Consider the following 24822-nt stretch of genomic DNA (forward strand, 5'->3'; position numbering starts at 1 on the left):
AGAATGGCTTGTCTGTGACAAATATGAGACACCACTACGCGATTAGAATAAAGCCTTAATATTCCTTGACATGGCGGAGCCCGCGCCCTATATCGGCTCTGTCAACGCCCGAAGTGCGCCTGCCGCGGCCGGCCGACGCTCCCCCAAAAGAAGCAAACGAAGAAACCGGCGGAGGACCGTGCGGGACCGTTCCGTCTTTCCCGCTCTCCGGCCCGCCGCCAGTCGGCCATCCTGTGCGCCGCCCCATGCGCCATTGGGCTTGACGGCCGGACCCCGTCCGGTTCGACCCTCCGATTCCGCCGGGCCATCGTGCCCCCGATCCTGCCCGGCGGTGCCGCCCCCGGTGTCGACCGGCGCTCCCGCTCGGCCAGGCGACTGGAAAAATTCCTATCGAAAGTGTTTTTGCGCACTTCCGAGAAGCGTCTTTCCAACGATTCCAAAGGGTTAGGGACGCCGGGTGCAAAAAAACGTATTATTTAGAACGGTCTGTTTAATTCCAAAAAACAGAGCGATTTCAAAGACTTGGGCAAACTGATTTTGAATATTCATTCAAAATTCGGCCGTTTCCCGGCGTCTGGCCCGTCCGGCACACCCTTTCGCAGAGGAATCCCAAGGGGAGGGGGATTCGGTCAGTGCCCTTTTTCGCAACGGAATCTCCCGGGGAGGGGCTGCCGGACCAGAGGCGCGGCATTCGGCCGGAAACGGAGAAACATGACGAATCATGACATTTCATGACATGCCTGCAATAGCGCCGGTCCGTCCCGCGCTCGCCATGACGGCGCGCTTCCGGTAAGGACAATCGCGATTCGTCCGCTGCCGTCCGGAGCCGTCCCATGCCGCCAACGCCGCCCCTCGACACCATCGCCCGCCAGCGGGCCGCCATCGCCGCGGGCGACACGACCGCCGCCGCGCTGGTCGACGAAGCCTGCGCCCGGGCCGAGGCGCCGGACGGGGAGGGCGGTCTCGTCTTCCTCCACCACTACGGCGCGGCGGCCCGGCAACAGGCGCAGCACGCCGACGCGATGCGCGCAGCCGGCGTCGATCTCGGCCCGCTCGCCGGCATGCCGGTCTCGATCAAGGACCTGTTCGACGTGGCCGGCGAGACCACCCGGGCCGGGTCGATCATCCGGCAGGATGCGGAGCCGGCCCCCGCCGACGCCGCCATCGTGCGCCGGCTGAAGGGCGCCGGGGCGATCCTCGTCGGGCGGACCAACATGACCGAGTTCGCCTATTCCGGCATCGGTATCAATCCGCACTACGGCACGCCGGCCAATCCATGGGACCGGGAGAACCGGCGGATTCCCGGCGGCTCCTCCTCCGGCGCGGCGGTCTCGGTCGCCGACGGCATGGCGATCGCGGGCATCGGCACCGATACCGGCGGCTCGGTCCGCATTCCCGCGGCGCTTTGCGGCCTCGCCGGCTTCAAGCCGACGGCGCGGCGCGTGCCGCAGGATGGCTGCTTCCCGCTCTCCTTCTCCCTCGACAGCATCGGCCCGCTCGCCGCCTCGGTCGACTGCTGCGCCGTGATCGACGCCGTGATGGCCGGCGAGGACCCGGCGCCGCTGCCCGACATTCCCGCGAAGGGCCTGCGCCTCGGCATCGCGCAGTCTCTGGTCCTGGACGGGCTGGAGGAACCGGTCGTCGCGGCCTTCGAGGTGGCGCTGACCCGCCTCTCGGCGGCCGGCGCCCGGCTGATCGACCTGCTCTTCGCGATCCTCGCCGACATCCCGCGGCTCAGCACCGCCGGCGGGCTCGCGGCGGCGGAGGCTCTGGCCCTGCACCGCCGGGACCTGGAAATCCGCCCGCAGGATTTCGACCACCGGGTGGCGGCGCGCATCCTGAACGGCGCAAATATAAGTGGCGCCGATTATGTCGACCTGCTGCAGGCGAGAGCCCGCTATTGCCGGGAGGCCGATGCACTGACCGCCCCGTTCGACGCCGTCCTCATGCCGACCAACCCGCGCGTCGCGCCGCGGATCGCCGACCTGGAAGGCGACGATGCCGCTTTCGGCGAGGCCAACCTCGTCATGCTGCGCAATACCGCGGCGTTCAACTTCCTCGACCGCTGCGCCACGACCCTGCCCATCCATCGCCCGGGCGAGGCGCCGGTCGGCCTGATGGTCGTCGGCGAGACACTGGGCGACCGCAGGAACCTGGCCGTCGCCAAGGCTATAGAGGCGGCTCTGGCGGCGCACTGAGCGGACAGCCGAGCCCATGAATCCGTTCGAAGCATCGCCGTGAGCGGCGCCGTTCGCCTCGTCTTCGTGCTGTGCCTGGCGCAGTCGCTCGGCATGCTCGGCTTCGCGACCTTCCCGGCGCTGATGCCGGGCCTGATGGTCGAATGGCAACTCAGCAACACCGAGGCCGGCATCGTCAACGGCGCCTATTTCGGCGGCTACATGGCGTCGGTGGCGATCCTGGTGCTGCTGACCGACCGGTTCGATGCCCTGTGGGTCTTTCTCTCTGCGGCGGCGCTGTCGGGCGCGGCCCAGCTCGGCTTCGCGCTGCTCGCCGACGGCTTCTTGAGCGCCGCCGTCCTGCACACATTGATGGGCATCGGCCTGGCCGGGGTCTACATGCCCGGCCTGCGCGTGCTGACCGACCGGCTCGAGGGGCCGAAACAGTCGCGCTACATCGCCTTCTACACGGCGACCTTCGGCATCGGCTCGGGCCTGTCCTTCCTGTTCGCCGGCATCGCCGGCGACCTGCTGGGCTGGCGCTGGGCCTTCGGGCTGGCGGCGGCCGGGGCCTGGATCGCCGGGCTCGCGGTCGCCGCCACGACGCGGCCGTTGACGGAGCGCCAGCTGCCGGTCGGCCATCTGCTGGACGTCCGCCCCGTGCTGCGCAGCCCGCCGACCATGGGCTATATCCTGGGCTATGCCGGCCATGTCTGGGAACTGTTCGCCCTGCGCGGCTGGCTGGTCGCCTATCTCACCTGGGTCGCGGCGCAGGAAGGCGGGGCGCCGCTCTGGCTCGCGCCCACCCTCGTCGCCACGGTGATCGGGCTGGTCGGCGTGCCGGCCAGCATCGTCGGCAACGAAATCGCCATGCGCGCCGGGCGGCGGCGCACCATCGCCTGCGTCATGCTTCTCTCCGCCGTCACGGCGCTGGCGCTGGGGGCGCTGGCCGGTGCACCCTACTGGCTGGTCTGCCTGGTCGGGCTGTTCTACGGCATCCCGCTGCTGGCCGATTCGGCGTCGCTGACTGCCGGGGCCATCGCCGCCGCGCCGGCCGGGCGGCGGGGCGCGACGCTGGCGCTGCACTCGACCCTCGGCTTCGGTGCCGGTTTCCTCGGCACGACCGCCGTCGGCATCGCGCTCGATCTGGCCGGCGGCGCGTCGGAAACCGGCTGGATGGTCGCCTTCGCGACCATGGCGCTGGGCGCGCTGTTCGGGCCGTTCATCCTGTGGCGGCTCGGCCGCCGCCCGACGGACAAAAAATCCGGGCAGGAGGCTTCGGCATGAGCCGGAAACCGAAACCGACCCACTGGGAAAATCTGGTGACGATCCTCGGGCATTTCGGCGTCACCGTCGTGCTCGATATCGGCGCTCACAGGGGCGAATACGGCGGCTATCTGCGGCGCGCCGGGTGGCGCGGCCGGATCGTCTCCTTCGAGCCGCAATCGGCCGTGCGCCCGGCGCTGGAGGAGCGGGCCGCGGCCGACGGCAACTGGCAGGTCGCGCCGGCCATGGCGATCGGCGGCGCGGACGGCGAGATCGCGCTCAACATCTCCGCCGAGACCGACATGAGCTCGGCCCTGCCGCTCGCCGGGAGCGCGATGCGCTTCACCCCGTCGTCCGCGATGGTCGGTCGGGAGACCGTGACGCTGCGTCGGCTCGTCACCGTGTTTGGCGATTATGTCCGCGACGATGACACGGCCTTCGTCAAGGCCGATACCCAGGGCTACGAAAGCGCGGTGCTGGACGGCGCGGAACCCGTCATGGCGCGCATCGCCGGCTGGCAGCTCGAACTCTCGATCGAGCCTATCTACGAGGGCGAAACCGACTGGCGCGCCATGCTCGACCGAATGGAATCGCTCGGCTACGCCGCCCATCTCTTCATCCCCGGCTATTTCAGCCGCCACATCGCCCGCCAGCTCCAGATCGACGGCGTGTTCATGCGGCGGCAGGCGGGATAGGCCGCGCTTCCCGGCCGGCGCCCCGATCGGTTACAAATGCCCTGCGACCAGAAAGGCCCATGCCTGCGGCCCCGGGCCCCGGATTTCCGATCTTCTCTATCCGAAGCGGCGGTTTCGATAGAATCGGACACGTTCCGGAAGGAGAGCAGGTGACAAGGTCCGAGAGCCAGACCGGGACGACCGAGCGATGCGCGCCGTAGTCTGCGAACGCCTGAGCGAGGATTTTTCCGGCACGGCGATCCGCGATGTCGCCCTGCCGGCACCGGGTCCCGGCGAGGTGCTCGTGCAGGTTCGGGCGGCCGGCATCAACTTTCCGGACCTGCTGATGTGCCGGGGCGGCTATCAGCTCAAACCGCCGCCGCCGTTCGTGCCGGGCATGGATGTCGCCGGGACTGTGGCGGCCGTCGGGCCCGAGGTGACGGCATTCCGGTTCGGGGATGCGGTGGCGGGCGCGGCGCGGTACGGCAGCTTTGCCGGCTTCTTGAAGGTTCCGGCCGGACAACTGCGCCCGAAACCGCCCGGCCTGTCCGATACCGAGGCCGCGGCCTACCAGGTCGCCTATCTCACGGCCTATGTCGCGCTGGTGCGCCGCGCCGCGATGCAGCCGGGCGAGACCCTTCTGGTCCACGGCGCGAGCGGCGGTACCGGCATGGCGGCGGTCGGCCTTGGCAAGGTGCTGGGCGCGCGGGTCATCGCCACAACGGGCAGCCCTGCCAAGGCCGCTGCGCTCGAAGCGGCGGGCGCCGACCATGTGCTCGAAACCGGCGACGGCTTTCGCGAGCCGGTCAAGGAATTGATGGGCGGTCGCGGCGCAGACGTCATCTTCGACCCGGTCGGCGGCGATATGTTCGACGAGTCGGTGCGCTGCATCGCCTTCGACGGCCGCCTGCTCGTAATCGGCTTCACCTCGGCCCGGATTGCCGAAGTCGCCACAAACATGCCGCTGATCAAGGGCTTCAGCGTGGTCGGCGTTCGCGCCGGCGAATACGGGCGCCGCTTCCCGGATCGGGGAAAGGAGAATCTCGATGCGATCTGGGCGCTTGCGCGGGAAGGAAAGACCCGGATGCCCGTGCATGCCGAACTGCCGCTGGAGGATTTCCGGGCCGGCTTTGCCATGCTGGAACGGCGCGAGGCCGTCGGAAGGATTGTGCTGAAGGTCAGCTAGGACGCACCGGTTCCTGCGCCTCCCTTCGACGGTTAGTACGAAGAGCAGAAAGTCGAAAAACAGTGCTCCCGGTTTTCCAGCTGAAGAAAAAAGGGCGGAACCTGCCAATCGCTGACACAGGCGCTTGATTTCGTTGCGGCACTTCTAGATTTGGCGGCTGTAGGTCTGGGGGCCGGGCTTGTTTCGGAGGGGCGGCGCCACCGGCTGGACGCGGGATCGAGTGCCAGTCGATATCGCAAGTAATCAGATACCGGGACTATCAATCTTCTGCACGTTGAGGAATACCTTGTCCGCACCCAGTAGGAGACAGGTAGCATGCTTCGCGGTTTATTCGGCACTTTCCGGTCTTCTTTGTCGGCCGGGTCCAAACAGGGGACTAGCGGAATGGGGCGCAGGATTTTCGTTTGGAGTGTCTCGGTTGTCGCCGTTCTTCTGGTCGCGGCGACTCTCTCATGTACGCTTGAAATACCGCTCTTGAGTCGCAGCGCTTGTTGGACCGTAGGACTGTTCGTCGGCTCATTGATTGGCTAAAGGGCCTCGGTTATCTATGAGGCGGTCTCCATTCGTTGAGCAGCCATATTCCATCGGCGCGAAGCGATCGGGAAAGTTGTGTTGAAGGTCAGCTAGCCGGGGCGACGTCTATCTGGCGATGGTGATCGTGCTCCATGGACTTCCGGTGGCGAAGCAGCGCCGGCGCCAGAACGATATAGATCACGATGCCGGCCACCGCCGATAATCCCAGAACCGTCTGCAGTCCGAACCGGTCGGCCAGGAAGCCCATGATCAGGGCGCCGAGCGCCGGGCCGCCGACCGATACGGACGAACTCATGCTGATCGTTCGGCCGCGCATGTCCGGCCGGGCGATGGTTTGCAGAAGGCTGTTGGACCCGACCTGCACCGACAGCAGCGACAGGGAGACCAGGAAGATGAACCCGGCCGCCAGCCAGAATCTTTCGGTAAGCGTAAACAGAAGCAGGGCGGAACCGGCAGCGAAGGCGCCGGTCAGCATGATCCGGGTCAGGCCTTCGGTCCGCCCGCGGACCAGCAGGAACAGCGCGCCGGCCAGGGCGCCCAGACCGGCCGCGGCGTTGAGCGTCGCCAGCCCTTCCGCGCCGCGGCCGAAGACGGTATCGGCGAAGCCGGGCAGCAGATCGTGGAAGGGCCGGATCAGCAGGCCGCCGGCAAACGACAGGCTGAGCAGGAACAGGAGTGACGGCGTCCGGCCGACATAGCGGAAGCCTTCGACCAGATCGGCGAGGATACCCGGCGCGCCGGGTTCGCGCGGCCGAACGGGGTCGCGCCGGATCAGCCAGATCATGGTCAGCATCCAGGCCGAGGTGCAGGCGGACATGAGGATAGATGCGCCACTGCCGATCCTGGTGATCAGCAATCCGGCGATCAGCGGCCCGATGAACGCGCCCAGGTGGAACGAACTGGCGTTGAACGCGACAGCGGCGGAAATGGACGCCCGGTCCACCAGTTGCGGGATCAGGGACTGGCGCGCCGGGAAGTCGATGCCGAAGAACAGACCCTGGAGCAGGGTGAGCGCGACCAGCAGGGGCGCCGTCATATGTCCGGCAAGCGCGATGGCGCCGATGGCGAAGGTCGTCAGGAACAGGCCGGTTCCGGAGCGCAGCGCGACGCGCCGATGGCCGTAACGGTCGGCCAGCGCGCCGGCGAACGGCCCGATGACCATGACCGGGATCAGCGAAGCGAACGCAATGATGCCGAGGAAGGAGGGCGAGCGCGTCAGTTCCCAGGCCAGCCAGCCCAGGCCGATCCGGTTGCCCCACCAGCCCATGACGTGGACGACATGCCCGCTGACGTAGAAGCGGTATTCCCGGTGCGCCAACGCACGTGAGACGCCGCCGAAAGACTTGAGACTGAGGCGCAAGGAGAAAGGGTCCGGTCAGGGCCTTGAGAGAGGGCGCAGAGTGTGCCGCGCAGCCCGGCGGAAGCAAAGCGACGGATTGGCAGACTGCCCATGCGCAAAGTTGTGGCGGGCCGCCCGGATGAATTGCGTCGCTTCACCCGTCGATCAGGGCGAACCACGCGTCCTCGGTCAGAATCTCGATTCCCAGTTCTTCGGCCTTTTTGGCCTTGGACCCTGCGCCCGGCCCGGCGACAACGAGATCCGTTTTCTTCGAGACCGATCCGGCCACCTTGGCGCCCAGGGCTTCGGCGCGCGCCTTGGCCTCGCTCCGGCCCACCCGTTCCAGCGTCCCCGTGAAGACGACGGTCTTGCCGGCGACCGGCGATTCTGTGGCGACTTCCTCCGCGTCTTCGACATCCAGCTCGCCGGTCAGGTCGTCGAGTACGGCAAGATTGTGCGGCTCGCCGAAAAAGGCGGCCAGATCGTCCGCCATGCCCGGCCCGACCTGGTCGATGCTGCACAGGTCGGCGAAAGCCTCGCCGATTTCGGCCGGCTTGGCCGCCTCCGGGTTGCGCTCCCGTTCCGCCGCCGCCTGGCGCATGGCCGCGCACCAGGCGCCGAACGATCCGTAGTGCCGGGCGAGCAGCCGGGCGCTCGCCTCGCCGACCTGCCGGATGCCGAGCGCGTAGATCAGCCGGTGCAGCGGTATCCGGCGCCGGTCCTCGATCGCGCCCAGCAGGTTGTCGACCGATTGGTCGCCCCAGCCTTCCCTTTCTTTCAGCTCGGTCGCCCGCTCGTGCAGGCGGAAGATGCCGGCCGGCGTCTCGATCAGTCCGTCTTCCAGAAAGGCGACGACGTGCTTCGAGCCGAAGCCCTCGATATCGAAGGCGTTGCGCGACACGAAATGCTTCAATCGCTCGACCTTCTGGGCCGGGCAGATCAGGCCGCCGGTGCAGCGGCGGACCGCTTCGCCCTCGGGCCGGACCGCGTGGCTGCCGCAGGCCGGGCAGGTCTCCGGGAAAACGAACGGCTTGGCGCCGTCCGGCCGCTTGTCGAGCAGCACCTCGACGACCTGGGGGATGACATCGCCGGCCCGCTGGATGACGACGGTGTCGCCCTCCTGGATCTTCCGGCGGGCGATCTCGTCCTCGTTATGGAGGGTCGCGCGCGAGACGACGACGCCGCCCACGGTCACCGGCTCGAGGTTCGCGACCGGCGTCAGCGCTCCGGTGCGGCCGACCTGGATGGTGATTTCGTTCAATACCGTCTGCGCCCGCTCCGCCGGGAACTTGTGGGCGGTCGCCCAGCGGGGCGCCCGGCTGACCATGCCGAGGCGGGCCTGCCAGTCCAGCCGGTTGACCTTGTAGACGACGCCGTCGATGTCGTAGGGCAGGGCGGCGCGTTCGGTCTGGACCCGGTCGTACAGCGCGATCATGTCGTCGACCGAGCGGCAAACACGGGCGAACGGGTTGACGCTGAACCCCCAGCCCCTGAGGCGATCCAGAAAATCCGACTGTGTCCGGCCGATATCGGCGGCCGCGCCGCCGTCTTCGAGCACGCCCCAGGAATAGGCGAAAAAATGCAGCTTTCGCTCTGCGGTGACCGCCGGATCGATCTGGCGCAGCGATCCGGCCGCGGAATTGCGCGGGTTGGCGTAGAGCGGCAGGCCGGCCGCTTCCCGGCCGGCATTCAGCGCAGCGAAATCGTCGTTGCGCATATACACCTCGCCGCGGATTTCGATGTAGGGGGGAGCCGCGCCGTCCAGTGAATCGGGCAGGTCGGCCACCGTCCGCAGGTTGGCCGTCACGTCCTCGCCGACGGCGCCGTCGCCCCGCGTCGCCCCCAGGACGAACGCGCCGTCGCGATAGTGCGCCGTCGCCGACAGGCCGTCGATTTTCGGTTCGGCGACGACCTCAACCGGCTCGCCCCCGTCGAGGGAAAGAAACCGCCTGACCCGGTCGATGAATTCCTCGACATCCTCGCGCGAAAAGGCGTTGGACAGGGAGAGCATCGGCGCGCGGTGCCCGACCTGCGCAAAACCCTCCCGCGGCTTCGCACCGACCCGGCCTTCGGGGCTGTCCGCTCGCCGCAGCGCAGGGAAGCGTGCTTCGATCGCCCGGTTGCGCCGGCGCATGGCATCGTATTCGGCATCGCTGATCTGCGGCGCGTCATCGCGATGATAGGCAGCGTCGTGCCGCTTCAACTCCGCAGCGAGCCGGGCAAGTTCCGCCTTTGCCTCGGCTTTGGTCAGCGCCTCTGTGAGTATTCCGGCAGTCACGATCCCGTCGCCATCAATGCCGTGGCGGCGGCGCGCGCCTCATCGGTGACGGCGGCGCCGGAGAGCATCCGGGCGATCTCCTCCTGCCGTTGGTTTGCATCCAGCAGGGAGACCGACGCGACGGCACTGTCGTCCCGGTCGGTCCGGGTGACGCGCCAGTGCTGTTGCGCCCTGGCGGCGACCTGGGGCGAATGGGTAACGACCAGAACCTGCGCCTGGGCGCCGAGGCGGACCAGCCGCTCGCCGACGGCCGCAGCGGTTGCGCCGCCGACGCCGGAATCGACCTCGTCGAATATCACGGTGCCGGGGCCGTCGTCCTGCGCCAGGACGACCTTCAGCGCCAGCATGATGCGCGCCAGTTCGCCGCCGGAGGCGATGCGGCCGATCGGCCCCGGTTCCGCGCCCGGCGTCGTCGCTACCTCGAAGGCGATCCGGTCGAGGCCCTTGGCGGACGCCTTGCGGTCGTCGAGCGGCGAGACCCGCGTGACAAAGCGGGCGCGGTCGAGTTTCAGGGGCGGCAGTTCGCGGGCGACCGCCGCATCGAGCGCATCGGCGGCGGCGCGGCGGGCCTTGGCCAGTGTCCTGGCGGCGCTGCGATACGCCAGATTGGCTTCGTCCGCCTGCCTGCGCACCTCGGCGAGCGCCCCGGAACTGTCGTCGATCGACGCCAGCCGCTGCGCGATCCGGTCGAGTAGAAAGGGCAATTGGCCGACCTCGCAGCGGTGCTTCCGCGCTGCATCGCGCAGGGCGGCGAGCCGGTCGTCGATCGTCTCCAGCCGATCCGGCTCTGCGTCGGCCCGCGCCGCAAGTTCCACCGCAGCGCTGTAAACCTCGTTCAGTTCGATGGTGGCGCGGTCGAGCGCGGCGACCGCAGGCTGGAGCAGGTCGGGCGCCAGCGCCGCCGCTTTTTCCAACGCCCGCGCGGCGGCGCCCAGCGCCTCGTCGGTGCGGCTGTCCGGGCCGATCGCTGCGATGGCCTCATGGGCGGCTTCGATCAGCTTGCCGCTGTTGGCAAGCCGTGCGCGTTCCGAAGCCAGGGTTTCCTCCTCGTCGGCCGCCGGGGCAAGCTCGTTCAACTCGCCGTGGACGTGGCGCAGATAGTCTTCGTCCCGCCGCGCTTCCTCGGCGTCTCGCTCGGCGCGGTCCAGCGCGTCACGGGCCGCGGTCAGGCGTTCCCAGGCGTCTGCGACCGCCGCGAGATCGCGGCGATGGCCGCCGAAATTGTCGAGCATCTGCCGGTGGTTCGCGGTATCGAGCAGGCCGGCCTGGTCGAACTGGCCGTGAATTTCGGCCAGCGCCGCCCCGATCGACCGGAGCAGGCTGACGCTGACGGGCTGGTCGTTGACGAAGGCCCTGCTGCGGCCGTCGGCGCCCAGGATGCGGCGCAGGATCAATTCGCCGTCGTGCCCGTCCAGACCCTGTTCCGCGAGCACCGTGCCGGCCGGATGCCGGCGATCGATTTCGAAGCTCGCGGAAACGCTGGCCCGGTCCGCACCGCGGCGGACAATGCGCGCGTCGCTCCGTCCGCCCAGCGCCAGGCCGAGGGACTCCAGCAGGATCGATTTGCCGGCGCCGGTCTCGCCGGTCAACGCTGTCAGCCCGGACCCGAACGACAGATCGAGCGCTTCGATCAATACGAGGTTGCGGATCGAAAGGCCGGTGAGCATTCCCGCTGGCAGGCGATCAATCAGCTGCCGCGCTATCGGCCGGCCGCATCAGAAAATCCGGTCGAAAAGGCGACCGAACCAGGATTTCTTGCTGCTTTTTTCCGCCGTTTTCGGCGGCGCTTTCGCGGCCTCTTTCTTTTCCGTGCCGCCGCTCGGCGCGGCGGCCGGGGTCGCCGCCCTGACCGGCGATGTGCGCTGGCCTTTCAACAGGGCCTGGCTATGGCCGTACCATTGGCTTTTCGCAAAATGCCGGCCCAGAACCGCCGTGGTCCGTTGCGCCTCGTTGCGCAGGCCGAGGGCGACGTAGCTCTCGGTCATGCGATGCAGCGCTTCCGGAACGTAGCGGGACCCCTGATATTCCTGCATCACCGTCTTGAACCGGTTGATCGCCGCCAGATGCTGGTTCTTGCCCTGATAAAAGAGGCCGACCTCCATTTCGTGACCGACGAGATGATCGCGCAGCACGTTCGCTTTGCGCCGTGAATCGTCGGCGTATTTCGAGGATGGAAAGCGCTCGGCGACCAGGGTGAATTCCTCGTAGGCCGCCCTTGTCGGGCCGGGATCGCGTTTCGTGTCGCGCACATCCTGAAAGAAGGACAGCGCCTTCAGATAGTGGGCATACGGGACGTCGCGATGCGCCGGATTGAGCCGGAGAAACCGGTCGATCGTCAGCCGGGCCGTTTCGAAATCCTTCGCCTGGTAGTTGGCGTAGGCCACCATCAACTGCGACCGCGGCGCCCAGACGGAATAGGGATGCTGCCGATCGACCTCGTTGAAGAACTTGGTCGCTTCGGCGAATTCCCTTTTTTCCATCAGGTCCATGCCCCGGTTGTAGAGCTGCTCGACCGAGCCTTCGATATAGGTCTCGTCCGCGTCCTCGCCGAAAAGGTTTAGCGAACCGCAACCGCCAACGACGAGCGCCGCACAGACGGGAACGACTGCCGCAGTCCGCAAACAGGGCCGAATCACGGCTCGGAAGGTTCTGGCTATCATGCGAGCGGATCTCACGATGAGGGCACTGCCCGATTCGAGATGCAACCGACCCCCGAATCTGCGCGATAATTTCATAGCATACCCGCTACGGCAGGCGCCACGGGTCTTTCGCTTGGCGATCGGGTCAGCAGTTTCGGAGATTGTGGCAGGCAAGCCGGGGCGGGAGCCCGCCCGCCGTCGCCGGGTCAGGCGATCGCACGGGCAGCGCGCATCCGGGCTTCGGCGCTTTCTCCGGCGGCGACATGGCCAGCCGTCTCGGCCAGGCGCCAGGCGCTGTCGTCGGCAAACAAGCGACGCAGCAGTTCGATGTTCAGGGCATGACCGGACCGGTAGCCGTGAAAGTGGCCGAGCATCGGGTGGCCGGCAAGCCGCATGTCGCCCAGCGAATCGAGCAGCTTGTGGCGGACGAATTCATCACGGAAACGCAAGCCTTCGGGATTCAGGACCGTGCCGCCGTCGACGACGACCGCATTGGCCAGGGAACCGCCGCGCGCCAGCCCCGAGGCGTGCATCGCTTCGATCTCCTCGCGGAACCCGAAGGTACGCGCCGAAGCCAGCTCGCGGCGAAAGGCGCCGTTCGACAGGTCGAATGTGCGCACCTGCCGGCCGATCGCATCGGAAGCGAATTCGATTTCGAAACTGTACGTGCTCCCGGCGCCCGGCATGAGGACGGCGGATTTCTCGCCGTTGCCGACCGACACCGGTTTCAGGATTTCGACGACTCGGCGCGGTGCGTCCTGTTCCCGGATGCCGGCACACTCGACCAGGAATGCGAAGGGCTCCGCGCTGCCGTCCATGACCGGTACTTCGGGGCCGTTCACTTCGACGGTGACGTTATCGACCTGCAGGCCCGCCAGCGTCGCCACCAGATGCTCGACCGTACCGACGACGACGCCCTCGGCGTTGCCGATGGTCGTGCACATTCTCGTGTCCACGACATTGTCCCACCGTGCGGCGATCTCCGCGCCCCGGCCGGCCAGATCGGTCCGGCGGAAAACGATACCGGTATCGGCTTCCGCGGGGAGCAGGGCCATGCTGACCTTCGCACCGGAGTGGAGGCCGCGTCCGGTGCAGGAAATCTCGTCTTTCAGCGTCGTCTGGAGGACGTTGCTGCGATCAGCCGGCCGCTGTGCGTAACCGTTCGCCCGGAACCCTTCCGGCGTGCCTATCGCATCCATGCGGCAATACCCCAATTACCCCGAACAACTCCGAACGGAAGGACCGATCGTCTTCGCCGGCCTTTCTGCCAGCGCTCCCCCGGACATCGGTGTCATCCCGACAAAGAGCCGGCGACCCATGGGGTCGCCGGCCCGTTTTCTACCAAAATGGCGCCAAGTCACACAAATCACGCTTTGTTACGCCATGTTACACGATTCTGCCAGCGCCGGACTCAGTTTGCCTGCCGACGCAGGAAAGCCGGAATTTCAAGGAGATCGTCTTCGGCGGACGGCTCCTCCTTCCGGTCGCTTCCGGGTCCCGGCGTTTGAGCCCGCACAGTCCGGTCGGCCGCTTCGCGGCGGGAACGATCGGAGTCGGTGATCAGCCGGACCGTCGACTCGGATTGTGCGTCTCCGGGCGGATTACCGGGCGAAAGGTCTCCGTCGTCGTTCCCGCGACCGGAATTGGACGCCCGGTCGGCAGCCTTGGCCGAATCCTTGCGCCGGCTGCGCAGGAACGAAAACATCGACTCCCGCCGACCGGTTCCGGCCCCGGCTTCGGACGATGCCGGCTGGTTGGCGGGCCGCCCTTCCGGCCGCAGGACCGAGCGCAGGTCCGGCCGCGTATCCGGCGTTTCCTCGACCATCGCCGGCCGGGCGGGGGTCAACATTTCCTCCACTTTCTGGGCAAGGTCGGTCGGTCTTTCGACAGGAGCGGTTTCTACCGGCGCGACATCAACCGGAGCGGCGCCGGCCGGCGGCGATTCTGCGTGTGCCGTCGCTTCCTGAACGGTTTCGACTGCCGCCGCCTCGGCCCATGCAGCTTCAACCGGCGGTGTTTCGACCCGTCCGATCCCGCCGGCGCCGCCGGTTTCCACTGCTTCGGCATGTCCGGCAGCGCCGGCATCGGCGAACATTTCCGACTGCGGTTCGGCCTTGCCGGTATCTGCGGCGGCTGCCGGATCCGGGATTTCAGCCTCGGATGGCATATCCCGGACGGCTGCTGCATCGACTGTTTCGAACGTCGAAACGGCGGCGGCCGCCGCGTCTCCGGGGACCGGAGCTTCTGCGGCCTCGGGTTCGGCTTCGTGCGTGGCCGGTCTCAGGACCCTGAGTTCGGTCGGGCGTTGGGACACCTCCACCGGGCTGTCGATTCCGGTTGCAAAGACCGATACCCTGATCTTGCCCTCCAGAGCCGGATCGAAGGTCGAGCCGAAGATGATGCTGGCGGCCGGGTCCACTTCGTCGCGTACCCGGTTGGCCGCCTCGTCGACCTCGTACAGGGTCAGGTCGGGGCCTCCGGATATGTTGATCAGCAGGCCGCGCGCGCCCTTCATCGAGACATCGTCCAGCAGCGGATTGGAGATCGCCGATTCAGCTGCCTCGATCGACCTGTTGTCGCCCTGGGCCTCACCCGCACCCATCATCGCCTTGCCCATCTCTGACATCACCGAGCGAATATCGGCAAAATCCAGATTGATCAGGCCGGGCATCACCATCAGATCGGTGATTCCGCGCACGCCCGAATGCAGGACATCGTCGGCCATTCGAAAGGCGTCGGCGAACGTCGTCTGCTCATTGGCGACGCGGAACAGGTTCTGGTTCGGGATGACAATCAGCGTATCGACGACATCCTGAAGTTCCTGAAGCCCGCTTTCGGCGAGGCGCATACGCTGCGCACCTTCAAAATGGAACGGCTTGGTGACCACGCCGACCGTAAGGATGCCGTGTTCCCGGGCTGTCCGTGCGATCACCGGCGCAGCGCCCGTGCCGGTGCCGCCGCCCATGCCAGCGGTAATGAACACCATGTGGCTGCCGTTCAGGTGCTCGACTATCTGATCGATTTCCTCTTCGGCGGATGCCCGGCCGATTTCCGGCCGCGAACCGGCGCCGAGGCCTTGTGTAATGCTCAGGCCCAGTTGGATCTGACGCTCACATTCGGACTGGGCGAGGGACTGTGCATCGGTATTCGCCACAACGCACACGACGCCCTCGATATCCGAGGTGAGCATGTTGCTGACCGCATTGCAGCCTGCGCCGCCGACCCCGAAAACGACGATACGCGGCCGCAGTTCGGGCGGAGTTTTGGGCATGGAAAGTTTGAGGGTCATCGTGGCCTCCTTGGTGAGCCTTCCGTCAGGCCGCTGCTGGGGCGGCGCGCGGCGAAGGGAAGATCGTGGATCCTCGGTTAAGGGTGGAAGGAAGATTTCGGTGCATTAGAAATGTTCTCTGAGCCAGTTTCCGAACCGGCCGAGCAGACCGGGGTCGCGCGTTTGCGCCGCTGCGAGTGCGCCGAGTGCGCTGCTGATTCCTTCGGTATCCGCGCGGTGCTCGGCGGCAAACCGGAGCAGGCCGGTGCATGCCGTGTAGGCTTGGCCCATTGCGGATTCCGCGAGACCGTCGAAGGGGATCGCGCGGCCGATCCTGACCTTGCCGTCGAATATCGTGCTGGCCAGTTGCGGCACGCCCTTCAGTTGGCAGCCGCCGCCGCTCAGGACGATGCGGCGACCGGCGCGCGACAGGTACGGCGTGTCCTGCAGCCGGCTGCGCACCAGTTCCAGCGTTTCTTCGACCCGCGGCCGGATGATGCCGGTCAACAGGCTCTTGGGCGCCGGTTGGGTTGGCGCGTTCTCTTCCGCACCGATGGCGGGAACTTCGATGATCGCCCTGTCGTCGCTCGCCTCGCCGACCGCGCTGCCGTAGCGGACCTTGAGAATCTCCGCCTGTTCGATCGGTGTCGACAGGCCATGAGCCAGATCCCTGGTGATCTGGTTGCCGCCAACAGGGACGGTGTCGGCAAAAACGATTTCGCCGTCCATGAACACGGCCGCCCCGGTCACTCCGGCGCCCATGTCGATCACCGTTGCGCCCAGCGTCCACTCGTCCTCGATCAGGGTTGCCAGGCCGGAGGCGTAGGGCGCCATGACGAAGTGCTCGATTTCCAGATGACAGCCGCGGACGCAAGCCGCCAGACTGCGCACCGGGCCGGCTTCGGCCGTCACCGTATGGACTTCGGCGCCCAGGGTTTCGCCGAACAGGCCGCGCGGATTGCGTATGCCGCGCGCCCCGTCGAGCCGGAAACCGACCGGAATGGAATGGATGAGGGCGCGGTCCAGTTCATTTTCGATACGCTGCCCGCGCTGCAGGAGGCGGCGGATATCGGCCGGGCCGACTTCCCCGTTTGCGATGGGCGCTTCGAACGACATGATTTCCGACTTCGGCTGCCCGCAACTCACCGAAACGATGACGGACTTGACCGTCTCGCCGGTCATGTTCTCGGCGATATGCACGGTGTTGGCGATCGAATCGCGCGCGGCGTCCATATTCACGATCGATCCGCGCGCCATTCCCTTCATGTCCCGCTTGCCGATGCCGACCACCCGCAGCTGACCGGCCGGCAGGAGCTGCGCAATGATGCAGGTGACCTTGCTGGTTCCGATATCCAGCGCCGCGACCAGTTGGTTTCTCGCGGCAGCGGTGGCGCCGTTTCTCTTGGCCATTGGGCGACGCGCCTCCTATCCCCGACCGCCATTGCGGGCGGTGGCACGCCGCGTCGCGCCGGGCGCTTCTTCAGCCTCGTCTTTCGGTTCCGGTGTGCGGATCACGAATTCGAACCGGGACCGCATGTCGAAGCCCAGCGCGCCCTTGGCGAGCAGGTTGTGTGCACGGTTCAGGTCGGCGAACCGGTGCCAGGCGGCGTCCGGCCGCCGTTCCGGCAGTTTCAGGAACACGCCGTTGTCGAACCTGAGGTCCCACCGGCGCCGGCCCTGACGGGTCGCCAGGACGACGCGTTTGGCCAGAACCGGCCGGGTTTGCAGCAGTGCGACCAGCGCCGCGGTCCGTTCCGGCGCGCCGTTGCCCTTGACCAGCAGCTTGTTCCCGTGATTGCCGTCGGCGGCCATGTCGACGATCGCGCCGGTCCGGGAGATCAGTTTCATCCGGCCGCCGACTTCGAGACGGGCGATGGCCGAATGCTCGTGCAGTCGAACGTAGAGCGCGTTCGGCCAGCGCCGCTCGATCACCGCGTCCTCGACCCACGGCAGGGCGCGGAGCCGCCCGCGCAGTCCGGAAATGTCGATTTCGGTGAGCGAGTCGCCGCGCTTGAGGCCGACGACGGACAACAGGGCGCGGCGCGACGTGCGATGGCGCCCTGCAACGAAGATATGGTCAAGGCGCAGAGCGAGGGCGCTGCGAAGCGTTTCGGCCGCTTTTCCTGCGCTGCGGTCGACCAGGGCGATGGCGGATTCAGTTCGCCCGGTCTGCCAGAGCCAGACGGGAAATCCGAACAGTCCGATCAGCAGGACAAGACGCGCCGCCACGGTCCAGCGCGCGCGCAGTTCCACACCGATCAGCCGCAGCGGTCGCCTGCGCGCCCGGCGGTTCCGGCGTACCGGCGGATTGGCCGGCGGTACCGGCGCGGTGTGGGGCAGCAGGGCGGGCGCGGCGCGCGCATCTTCGCCTGGCGCGTCCTCCGGCATCGTCGACGCAGCCCGGGCGATGATCGCACCCGCGCTCAGGGCCGCACAGTCTTCAAGCTCCCGCGCGCGGCGGCTCGTTGCGGCTATATTCAGGCGTCGCATGCCGCGTGCTCCACGAGCCAGGTCAGCAGGCGCTCAAACGGCCAGCCCGCATGGGCGGCGATTTCGGGCGCGAGCGACGTCGGGGTCATGCCGGGTTGCGTATTCACTTCGAGGACGACCAGTTCGCCCGGTTCGCCTTTCGTGTCGTCGTAGCGGAGGTCGACGCGGCTGATGCCGCGGCAGCCCAGCGCGGCGTGGGACCGGGCCGCCAGATCGAGCGCGCGATCGTAGGCATCGGGGTGGATCGGTGCCGGCATGAGATGGACCGATTCGCCCTCGGCATACTTTGCGCGATAGTCGTAGAAGCGCCTGTCGGTACGGATCTCTATCGCGCCGACGGCTTCGCCGCCCATGACCAGAACCTGGATTTCCCGCCCCGGTATGTAGCGCTCGATCAGCGAGTCGCTGTATTTCGCATAGGCCTGCTTGAGATCGGCCCAGGATTTGTTGTCGGTCTCGAAAATGAGCTCGACGCCGACCGAACTGCCCTCGCACAAGGGCTTCATCACATAGGGCCGGTCCGGTTCCGGGAAGGCGTCGAGCTCGCACCGCGGTACGACCCAGCCCTCGGCGAGCGGAATCTCCTTGAGCGCGAACATCGCCCGGCTGACCGACTTGTCCATCGCCATGGCCGACGCGGTAGCGCCGGAGTGGGTGTAGGGAATGCCGAGAATGTCGAGCAGGCCCTGGATGCGGCCGTCCTCGCCGAAGGGCCCGTGCAGGGCGTTGAACACCGCGTCCGGCGCCGGATCGAGCGCCTTCAGAAGCGCATTCAGATCGCGTGTCACGTCGATAGCCGTGACCTCGTAGCCGGCATTGCGCAGGCCTTCGACGCAGCCCTTTCCCGACGACAGCGATACTTCGCGTTCGGAAGAAAAACCGCCCATCAGGACCGCGACCCGCGTCATGGCCGGCCCCCCGGCGGTCGACCGGCGGGCGCTTCGCCGCCGCCAAGCGGCTCGCCGATGCGGCGGATCTCCCATTGCAGGTCGATGCCGCTGCCGGCCTTCACCCGGGCGCGTATTTCCTCGCCCAGGCCCTCGATGTCGCCGGCCGTGGCTTCTCCCGTATTGATCAGGAAATTGGTGTGTTTTTCCGAGACTTTTGCGCCGCCCCGCTCAAGACCGCGACAGCCGGCCTCGTCGACCAGTTGCCAGGCCGTGCGGCCGTTCGGATTGCGGAATGTGCTGCCGCCGGTGCGGGTGCGCATCGGTTGGCTGGCTTCGCGGTTCTGCCGGATTTCGGCCATGCGCGCTGCAATCGCCGCGGGGTCGCCGGGCGTGCCGCGCAACGCGGCGCCGATGAAGATCCAGTCTTCGGGAATGCTGCAATGGCGATAGCTGAAGCCCATATCGTCGGGGCTGAGCCAGTGGACCTCGCCCTCGGGATCCACGGCTTCGCAGGAGAGCAGAATGTCCGCCATTTCGCCGCCATAGGCGCCGGCGTTCATGCGCAGGGCGCCGCCGATCGTGCCGGGAATGCCGGAAAGGAATTCCAGGCCGGCGAGACCGGCGTCCCGCGCCGCGGCGGCGACCGCCGGATCGGGCGCGCCGGCGCCTGCTATGACCGCATCGGCATCCACGTCGATACCGGCCATCTCGCGTCCCATGCGGATGACGACGCCGCGGACGCCGCCGTCGCGCACCAGCAGGTTGGAGCCGAGGCCGACGACCGTAACCGGCGTGCCCTCCGGCAGCTCGCGCAGCATCAGGACCAGATCGTCCCTGTCCACCGGCCGGAACAGGACTTCTGCTACGCCGCCGACGCGGAACCAGGTTTCGCTGTCCAGCGGCGCGTTTGCGGCGAGATGGCCGCGGACCGGCGGCAGCCGGCCGATCAGGTCGTTGCGCCGGGTGCCCGCGGCGCTCATCGGGCGTCTCCGTTCAGGGCTTCGAGCCGGTCCGGCAAGGCGTGCGCCCAGGCCGTGATGTTGCCGGCGCCGAGGCAGATCACGAAATCGCCCGCGCCGGCGATGTCGGCGATGACGCCCGGCAGGTCGTCTGCCGATTCGAGGGCGCGCACATTGCGGTGTCCGCGATTACGCAGACCGTCGACCAGACTGTCCCGGTCGGCGCCGGGGATCGGGTCTTCTCCGGCCGGGTACACATCCGCGATCAAGACCTTGTCCGCGTCGTTGAAGCAGCTGCAGAAATCCTCGAACAGATCGTTCAGGCGCGAATAGCGGTGCGGTTGGGCGACGGCGATCACCTTGCCGTGGCAGGCCGCCCGGGCCGCTTTCAGGACGTGGGCGATCTCGACCGGATGATGGCCGTAGTCGTCGATGACGGTGATACCGTTCGCCACGCCGGTGCGGGTGAAACGGCGGTTGACTCCCTTGAAGCCGGCCAGGGCCTCGCAAATTACCTTCTCGTCCAGGCCGAGTTCCCAGCCCACGGCGAGCGCCGCCAGCGCGTTGCGGACATTGTGTTCGCCGAGCATCGGCAGGGCGACGTTTCCGAAGCTCGCCTGCCTGCCCCGGATCCGCTGCTTGATCTCGACATCGAAGATCGTCCGGTCGGCCCGGTAGCGCAGATCGGCGCCTCGGACGTCGGCCTGGGGCGACAGGCCGTAAGTGATGATCCGCCGGTCCGACAGGTGCGGAATCATCGCCTGAACCTCGGGATCGTCCAGGCACAGCACCGCGCAGCCGTAAAAGGGGATGTTGCCGACGAAGCTTTCGAACGCGAGGCGCAGCGAATCGAAATCGCCGTAATGATCCAGGTGTTCCGGATCAATATTCGTCACGATGGCGATCGTCGCCGGCAGCTTCAGGAAGGAGCCGTCGGATTCGTCGGCCTCCACAATCATCCAGTCGCCGTCGCCCAGGCGGGCATTGGTGCCATAGGCGTTGATAATCCCGCCGTTGATGACGGTCGGGTCCATGCCCGCGGCGTCCATCAGGGCGGCGACAAGGGAGGTCGTGGTCGTCTTGCCGTGCGTGCCGCCGACGGCGATGCCCCATTTCAGGCGCATCAGTTCGCCGAGCATCTCGGCCCGCCGGACGACCGGCGTGAGTCGCGCGCGCGCCGCCGCGATTTCCGGGTTGTCGCCCCTGATCGCCGTCGACACGACGACGACGGCGGCATCGCCGATGTTCTCCGCGTCGTGGCCGAGCGCAACGTCGACGCCCTGGCCCTGGAGCCGCCTGACGTTGGCGTTGGCCGCGATGTCGCTGCCCTGCACCGGGTAGCCCAGATTGTGCAGGATCTCGGCGATGCCGCTCATCCCGATACCGCCGATACCGGTGAAATGGATGGTGCCGAGGTCGAAGGGGAGCCTGGCCATCATGCGGCGGGCCTCCCCTCGGCGACGCCGGCGACCAGATCGGCCAGCCGTTCGGCCGCATCCGGGCGGCCGAGAGCGGCGGCCGCCCGCGCCGCAGCGGCCAACGGCTCCGGGTCCTTCAGGAAGCGCGACACCCTTTCGGCGATCGCTGCCGGCGTGAAGCCCTGCTGCGGCATCAGCCAGCCGGCGCCGGCCCGGTCGATGTGGCGGGCATTGCAGGTCTGATGGTCGTCGGCCGCGGCCGGGTAGGGCACGTAGATGGCGGGTACGCCGGCAACCAGAGCCTCGGCGCAGGTCGAGGCCCCGGCCCGGCAGATCATCAGATGGGCGGCGGAAAGATGCTCGGGAACGTTCTCGAAAAAACTTGCCAGGTCGGCGGCCACGCCGGCGTCCCTGTAGACGACGCGCACCGGCTCGATATCTTCGGGTCGGCATTGCTGGGTGACCCGGAGCCGGGCGCGTTCGGCCGGCTCCAGCGCCGCCAGGGCGCCGGGCAGCACCTCGCTGAATACGGTCGCACCCTGGCTGCCGCCCATCACGAACAGGCGGAACGGCCCGTCCGGCGCCGGCGGGGCGTAGGGCCGTCCGTGCAACGCATTGATCTCCGGCCGGACCGGATTGCCGGTTTCAACCGTGCGGGCGCGGGTCTGCGGAATGGCCTCCACCGCCGGGAAGGAGAGCGCGATGGCGCTCGCCGCCTTCGCGACCTTTCGGTTGGCAAGCCCGAGATAGCCGTTCTGCTCGTGCAGAATGACGGGCCGCCGCTGCCGCGCGGCCATGAAGGTTGCGGGAAAGGCGGCATAGCCGCCGAACCCGACGACAGCAGCAGGGTTGTGACGGCGCAGCAACCGGCCGACCGCCAGCGCGCCGCGGGCCATGATGAACAGGGAGGCGATCCTGCCGACCATGCCGCCGCGGAACGGCGATGCCGCCGGGACGACATGGGCCTCGATCCCCGGCGTCCGCTTCGCATAGTCGGCGCCCCGTCCGTCTGTATAGAGGCGAATCCCGTAACCGCGCTGCAGCAGCGCCTCGCCCAGTGCAACAGCCGGGAAAAGGTGGCCTCCGGTGCCGCCGGCTGTCAGGACGACGGTCCGGTTCACAGGCCCGCTCACAGGGCGCCTCCCGCCCGGTCGCGGGTCAGCGCAAGGATCATGCCCGTGCCCAGCGCCAGCGCCATGATCGAAGAGCCGCCATAGGAAATGAAGGGCAGGGTCATGCCCTTGGTCGGCATCAGGTGCAGGGTCGAGGCCAGATTGACGATCGCCTGGAGGCCGAAGGCGGCAAGCAGGCCGACCGTGGCGAACAGGATGAACAGGTTGTTGCTATCCATCGCCCGGAAAAAGCCACGCAGTACGATGAAGGCGTAGGTGCCGACAATGAGCAGGCAGGCGACGACTCCGAATTCCTCGCCGGCGACGGCGAAGATGAAATCGCTGTGGGCGTCCGGCAGCTGGGCCTTCACGGTGCCCTCGCCGGGACCCTTGCCGAAAATTCCGCCGTTGATGAAAGCGTCGAGGGAGCGGTCGACCTGGTAGTTGTCGCCGCTGCCGGGATTGAGGAACAGATCGACCCGTTTGGCGACATGGGCGAAGTTGAAATAGGCCGCGGTCGCAGCGCCCGCGACGACGAGGATGCCGGCGCCGATCAGCCACAGCGAAAGGCCGGCCAGGAACATCAGGCAGAACCAGATCGAAAACACGACCGATGCCATACCGATATCCGGCTGCATCGCGAGCACGCCCAGCGTTGCGAGGCACAGGACAGTGGCGAGTATGCGTCCGGGAAAGCCGTCTCCCGATCGGGACGCCGCACACAGCCAGGCGCAGACAACGGCGAAGCCCGGCTTGATGAATTCTGATGGCTGGAAAGCGAAGCCCGCAATCGACAGCCAGCGCCGCGCACCCCTGATCTCCGCTCCGGCGTAAACAACGAAAACGGAAAAAATGAGTGCGCCGGCCAGCACGACAAGCGCCGACCGACGCACCCAGGGCGGGGTAAACAGGGAAGTCAGCAGCATCAGCGCAATCGCGAGCGGAATGAACAGAAGCTGCTGACGGACGAAGTGGAAACTCTCGATGTTGGCGCGCGCCGCTGCAGACGGGCTGGCGGCGAGGGTGAGTATGATGCCGTAGACAATCAGCAGGCCGACGGCGATGAGCATCCAGCGGTCGACCGTCCACCACCAGCGGCCGATGACGCTCGTATCGATGCGGGACGGCGCGTAGCTCATGCCGCGCCTCCCGTACGGTCGATCGGGTACCGGTCGCTCGGGTTCCGGGCAATCAGGTTCCGGGCACTCTTGCGGAAGGCGTCGCCCCGGGCGCCGAAATTCGCGAACTGATCGAAAGAGGCGCAGGCCGGCGAGAGCAGGATGACGGAATTCGCCGGCGCATCTTCGGACGTTGCGGCTGTCCAGGCGTCTGCGACCGCCTGATCCAGGGTCCCGGATACCGTGACGGGCGCCGACGGCGCCGCCCCGGCCAGGAAGCGCGCCATCGCCGGCGCGTCTTCGCCGATGAGGAAGGCGCCGCGAAGGCCGGCCAGGGCCGGTGCCAGCGCCGCATAGCCGCCCAGCTTGCCGCGCCCGCCGGCGATCCAGAAAATGTTGCCATAGGTTGACAGGGCCCGGGCCGAGGCGACGGCGTTGGTTGCCTTGCTGTCGTTGACGAAGGAGACGGTCCTGCCGCCGTTGGAGGCCTCACCGACCCGTTCCTGGCGGTGGGGCAGGCCGGAGAAGGTTGCAAAGGCCGCCGCAACGGTTTCCGGCGCGACGCCGAGCGCCCGGCAGGCGGCCCAGGCTGCCGCCGCATTCTGGTGGTTGTGGGCGCCGCGCAAGGCCGTCGTGCCGCCCGGATCCACCGGGACGCCGGCGCTTCCCGAACCGTCTGCCGTATCGTCGCGCAGGATGCCGTCCAGCACGCCGACGCCGCCTTCAACGTGCTTTCTGCCGGAGACGCGGATGACCGTCTGTCCGGCCTCTTCTGCCTGGCTTGCGAGGGCGCGCGCCTCCGGGTCGTCGACCCCGACCACAACGGTCGCATTCGGCGCGGCGAGATCGAAGGTCCGGCGCTTCGCGGCGATATAGCCGTCCAGTCCGCCGTGCCGCTCCAGATGGTCTTCGGCGATATTCAGCAGGACGGTGGCTTTCGCCCGCAGGCTGTAGGTCCGGTCGAGTTGATAGGACGACAGTTCCAGGACGTAGATTCCGCCCGCGTCCAGCGGCTCCAGGCCGAGGGCGGGCGGCCCGAAATTGCCGCCGACCTCGACCCTTCTGCCGGCCGCGCGAAGGATATGGCCGATCAGAGCGGTCGTTGTCGACTTGCCGTTCGTGCCGGTCACGGTCACGCAGGTCGCTGCCGGAACGGACCGGGCGAGCAACTCGATATCGCACAGGATCTCGGCCTTGGCGGCACGCGCCGCGGCGGCAACCGGGTGGGGCGCCGGAAATTCGTCCGGAATGCCCGGACTCAGCACGAGCGGCAGGTCGGCGGTCCAGTCGACCGCGCCCAGATCGGTCGCGGCGATGCCGGCGGCCGCCGCTGCTGTGCGGCCCGCCTCTGAATCGTCCCACGCCAGAACGTCGGCCCCGCTCGCCGCAAGCGCGCGCGCCGTCGCCAGCCCGGCGACGCCGAGGCCCATGACGGCGACCCGTTTGTTGGCGAAGGAGGGCACCGGGATCATGG

At 67.6% G+C, this 24822-nt stretch carries 18 protein-coding genes; 4 read left to right on the top strand and 14 right to left on the bottom strand.

Annotated elements, in window-relative coordinates; translation table 11 throughout:
* The first annotated feature begins 833 nt into the window (after positions 1 to 833).
* The 4 genes from OXM58_09870 to OXM58_09885 all read left to right on the top strand — a co-directional run bounded on the left by OXM58_09870 (position 834) and on the right by OXM58_09885 (position 5303).
* Positions 834 to 2198, top strand: coding sequence for an amidase (locus OXM58_09870; GenBank protein MDE0148670.1), 1365 nt, complete (start codon positions 834 to 836; stop codon positions 2196 to 2198).
* A gap of 39 nt (positions 2199 to 2237) precedes the next feature.
* Entirely contained in the window at positions 2238 to 3464 is a 1227-nt protein-coding gene (locus tag OXM58_09875; GenBank protein ID MDE0148671.1) for an MFS transporter, read from the top strand.
* Positions 3461 to 4138, top strand: coding sequence for an FkbM family methyltransferase (locus OXM58_09880; GenBank protein ID MDE0148672.1), 678 nt, complete (start codon positions 3461 to 3463; stop codon positions 4136 to 4138). Before OXM58_09875 ends, OXM58_09880 begins: the two co-directional genes overlap by 4 nt.
* Before the next feature lie 187 nt (positions 4139 to 4325).
* A complete protein-coding gene (locus OXM58_09885; GenBank protein MDE0148673.1) occupies positions 4326 to 5303 on the top strand; it encodes an NADPH:quinone oxidoreductase family protein in 978 nt (325 codons plus the stop codon).
* 619 nt (positions 5304 to 5922) lie between these two features.
* Here OXM58_09885 and OXM58_09890 read toward each other — a convergent pair.
* From OXM58_09890 to murD, 14 genes are all read right to left on the bottom strand, one after another.
* Entirely contained in the window at positions 5923 to 7197 is a 1275-nt protein-coding gene (locus tag OXM58_09890; GenBank protein MDE0148674.1) for an MFS transporter, read from the bottom strand.
* Between the two features lie 133 nt (positions 7198 to 7330).
* Positions 7331 to 9454 carry an NAD-dependent DNA ligase LigA gene (gene ligA, locus OXM58_09895; protein MDE0148675.1) on the bottom strand — a complete coding sequence of 708 codons (2124 nt, stop codon included), beginning with the start codon at positions 9452 to 9454 and terminating at the stop codon, positions 7331 to 7333.
* The gene (gene recN / locus OXM58_09900; protein ID MDE0148676.1) at positions 9451 to 11121 is read right to left on the bottom strand and encodes a DNA repair protein RecN; all 1671 of its coding nucleotides are present in this window, start codon (positions 11119 to 11121) and stop codon (positions 9451 to 9453) included. Before recN ends, ligA begins: the two co-directional genes overlap by 4 nt.
* Before the next feature lie 48 nt (positions 11122 to 11169).
* On the bottom strand, positions 11170 to 12090 hold the full coding sequence (locus tag OXM58_09905; protein MDE0148677.1) for an outer membrane protein assembly factor BamD: 921 nt from the start codon (positions 12088 to 12090) through the stop codon (positions 11170 to 11172).
* 209 nt (positions 12091 to 12299) lie between these two features.
* Entirely contained in the window at positions 12300 to 13292 is a 993-nt protein-coding gene (gene lpxC, locus OXM58_09910) for a UDP-3-O-acyl-N-acetylglucosamine deacetylase (GenBank protein ID MDE0148678.1), read from the bottom strand.
* A gap of 212 nt (positions 13293 to 13504) precedes the next feature.
* Complete coding sequence (ftsZ, locus tag OXM58_09915) at positions 13505 to 15382, bottom strand: cell division protein FtsZ (protein MDE0148679.1); 1878 nt, start codon at positions 15380 to 15382, stop codon at positions 13505 to 13507.
* Positions 15383 to 15487: 105 nt separating this feature from the next.
* Positions 15488 to 16771: a cell division protein FtsA gene (gene ftsA, locus OXM58_09920; protein MDE0148680.1), complete on the bottom strand. Its 1284-nt coding sequence runs from the start codon at positions 16769 to 16771 to the stop codon at positions 15488 to 15490.
* Positions 16772 to 16786: 15 nt separating this feature from the next.
* Positions 16787 to 17851, bottom strand: coding sequence for an FtsQ-type POTRA domain-containing protein (locus OXM58_09925; GenBank protein MDE0148681.1), 1065 nt, complete (start codon positions 17849 to 17851; stop codon positions 16787 to 16789).
* Positions 17839 to 18759 (bottom strand): D-alanine--D-alanine ligase, encoded by a 921-nt coding sequence (locus OXM58_09930; GenBank protein ID MDE0148682.1) that lies wholly within the window; start codon positions 18757 to 18759, stop codon positions 17839 to 17841. The genes OXM58_09925 and OXM58_09930 overlap by 13 nt, the downstream gene beginning before the upstream one ends.
* Positions 18756 to 19721, bottom strand: a complete 966-nt coding sequence (murB, locus tag OXM58_09935; GenBank protein ID MDE0148683.1) for a UDP-N-acetylmuramate dehydrogenase — start codon at positions 19719 to 19721, stop codon at positions 18756 to 18758. Before murB ends, OXM58_09930 begins: the two co-directional genes overlap by 4 nt.
* Positions 19718 to 21136 carry a UDP-N-acetylmuramate--L-alanine ligase gene (gene murC, locus OXM58_09940; protein ID MDE0148684.1) on the bottom strand — a complete coding sequence of 473 codons (1419 nt, stop codon included), beginning with the start codon at positions 21134 to 21136 and terminating at the stop codon, positions 19718 to 19720. Before murC ends, murB begins: the two co-directional genes overlap by 4 nt.
* Positions 21136 to 22251, bottom strand: coding sequence for an undecaprenyldiphospho-muramoylpentapeptide beta-N-acetylglucosaminyltransferase (murG, locus tag OXM58_09945; GenBank protein MDE0148685.1), 1116 nt, complete (start codon positions 22249 to 22251; stop codon positions 21136 to 21138). Before murG ends, murC begins: the two co-directional genes overlap by 1 nt.
* Positions 22248 to 23369 (bottom strand): putative peptidoglycan glycosyltransferase FtsW, encoded by a 1122-nt coding sequence (locus OXM58_09950; protein ID MDE0148686.1) that lies wholly within the window; start codon positions 23367 to 23369, stop codon positions 22248 to 22250. The genes murG and OXM58_09950 overlap by 4 nt, the downstream gene beginning before the upstream one ends.
* Complete coding sequence (murD, locus tag OXM58_09955; GenBank protein ID MDE0148687.1) at positions 23366 to 24820, bottom strand: UDP-N-acetylmuramoyl-L-alanine--D-glutamate ligase; 1455 nt, start codon at positions 24818 to 24820, stop codon at positions 23366 to 23368. Before murD ends, OXM58_09950 begins: the two co-directional genes overlap by 4 nt.
* Positions 24821 to 24822: the final 2 nt, after the last annotated feature.

This window comes from Rhodospirillaceae bacterium, from assembly GCA_028819475.1.
GTDB lineage: Bacteria > Pseudomonadota > Alphaproteobacteria > Bin65 > Bin65 > Bin65.

What these genes read in the sequence shown, in the direction of transcription:
- OXM58_09930 (MDE0148682.1), bottom strand. Translation starts at nt 18,759, where the DNA reads ATGACGCGGGTCGCGGTCCTGATGGGCGGTTTTTCTTCCGAACGCGAA.
- OXM58_09885 (MDE0148673.1), top strand. Translation starts at nt 4,326, where the DNA reads ATGCGCGCCGTAGTCTGCGAACGCCTGAGCGAGGATTTTTCCGGCACG.
- OXM58_09950 (MDE0148686.1), bottom strand. Translation starts at nt 23,369, where the DNA reads ATGAGCTACGCGCCGTCCCGCATCGATACGAGCGTCATCGGCCGCTGG.
- lpxC (MDE0148678.1), bottom strand. Translation starts at nt 13,292, where the DNA reads ATGGATGCGATAGGCACGCCGGAAGGGTTCCGGGCGAACGGTTACGCA.
- OXM58_09880 (MDE0148672.1), top strand. Translation starts at nt 3,461, where the DNA reads ATGAGCCGGAAACCGAAACCGACCCACTGGGAAAATCTGGTGACGATC.
- OXM58_09925 (MDE0148681.1), bottom strand. Translation starts at nt 17,851, where the DNA reads ATGCGACGCCTGAATATAGCCGCAACGAGCCGCCGCGCGCGGGAGCTT.
- murB (MDE0148683.1), bottom strand. Translation starts at nt 19,721, where the DNA reads ATGAGCGCCGCGGGCACCCGGCGCAACGACCTGATCGGCCGGCTGCCG.
- murC (MDE0148684.1), bottom strand. Translation starts at nt 21,136, where the DNA reads ATGGCCAGGCTCCCCTTCGACCTCGGCACCATCCATTTCACCGGTATC.
- OXM58_09870 (MDE0148670.1), top strand. Translation starts at nt 834, where the DNA reads ATGCCGCCAACGCCGCCCCTCGACACCATCGCCCGCCAGCGGGCCGCC.
- murD (MDE0148687.1), bottom strand. Translation starts at nt 24,820, where the DNA reads ATGATCCCGGTGCCCTCCTTCGCCAACAAACGGGTCGCCGTCATGGGC.
- ftsZ (MDE0148679.1), bottom strand. Translation starts at nt 15,382, where the DNA reads ATGACCCTCAAACTTTCCATGCCCAAAACTCCGCCCGAACTGCGGCCG.
- recN (MDE0148676.1), bottom strand. Translation starts at nt 11,121, where the DNA reads ATGCTCACCGGCCTTTCGATCCGCAACCTCGTATTGATCGAAGCGCTC.
- ftsA (MDE0148680.1), bottom strand. Translation starts at nt 16,771, where the DNA reads ATGGCCAAGAGAAACGGCGCCACCGCTGCCGCGAGAAACCAACTGGTC.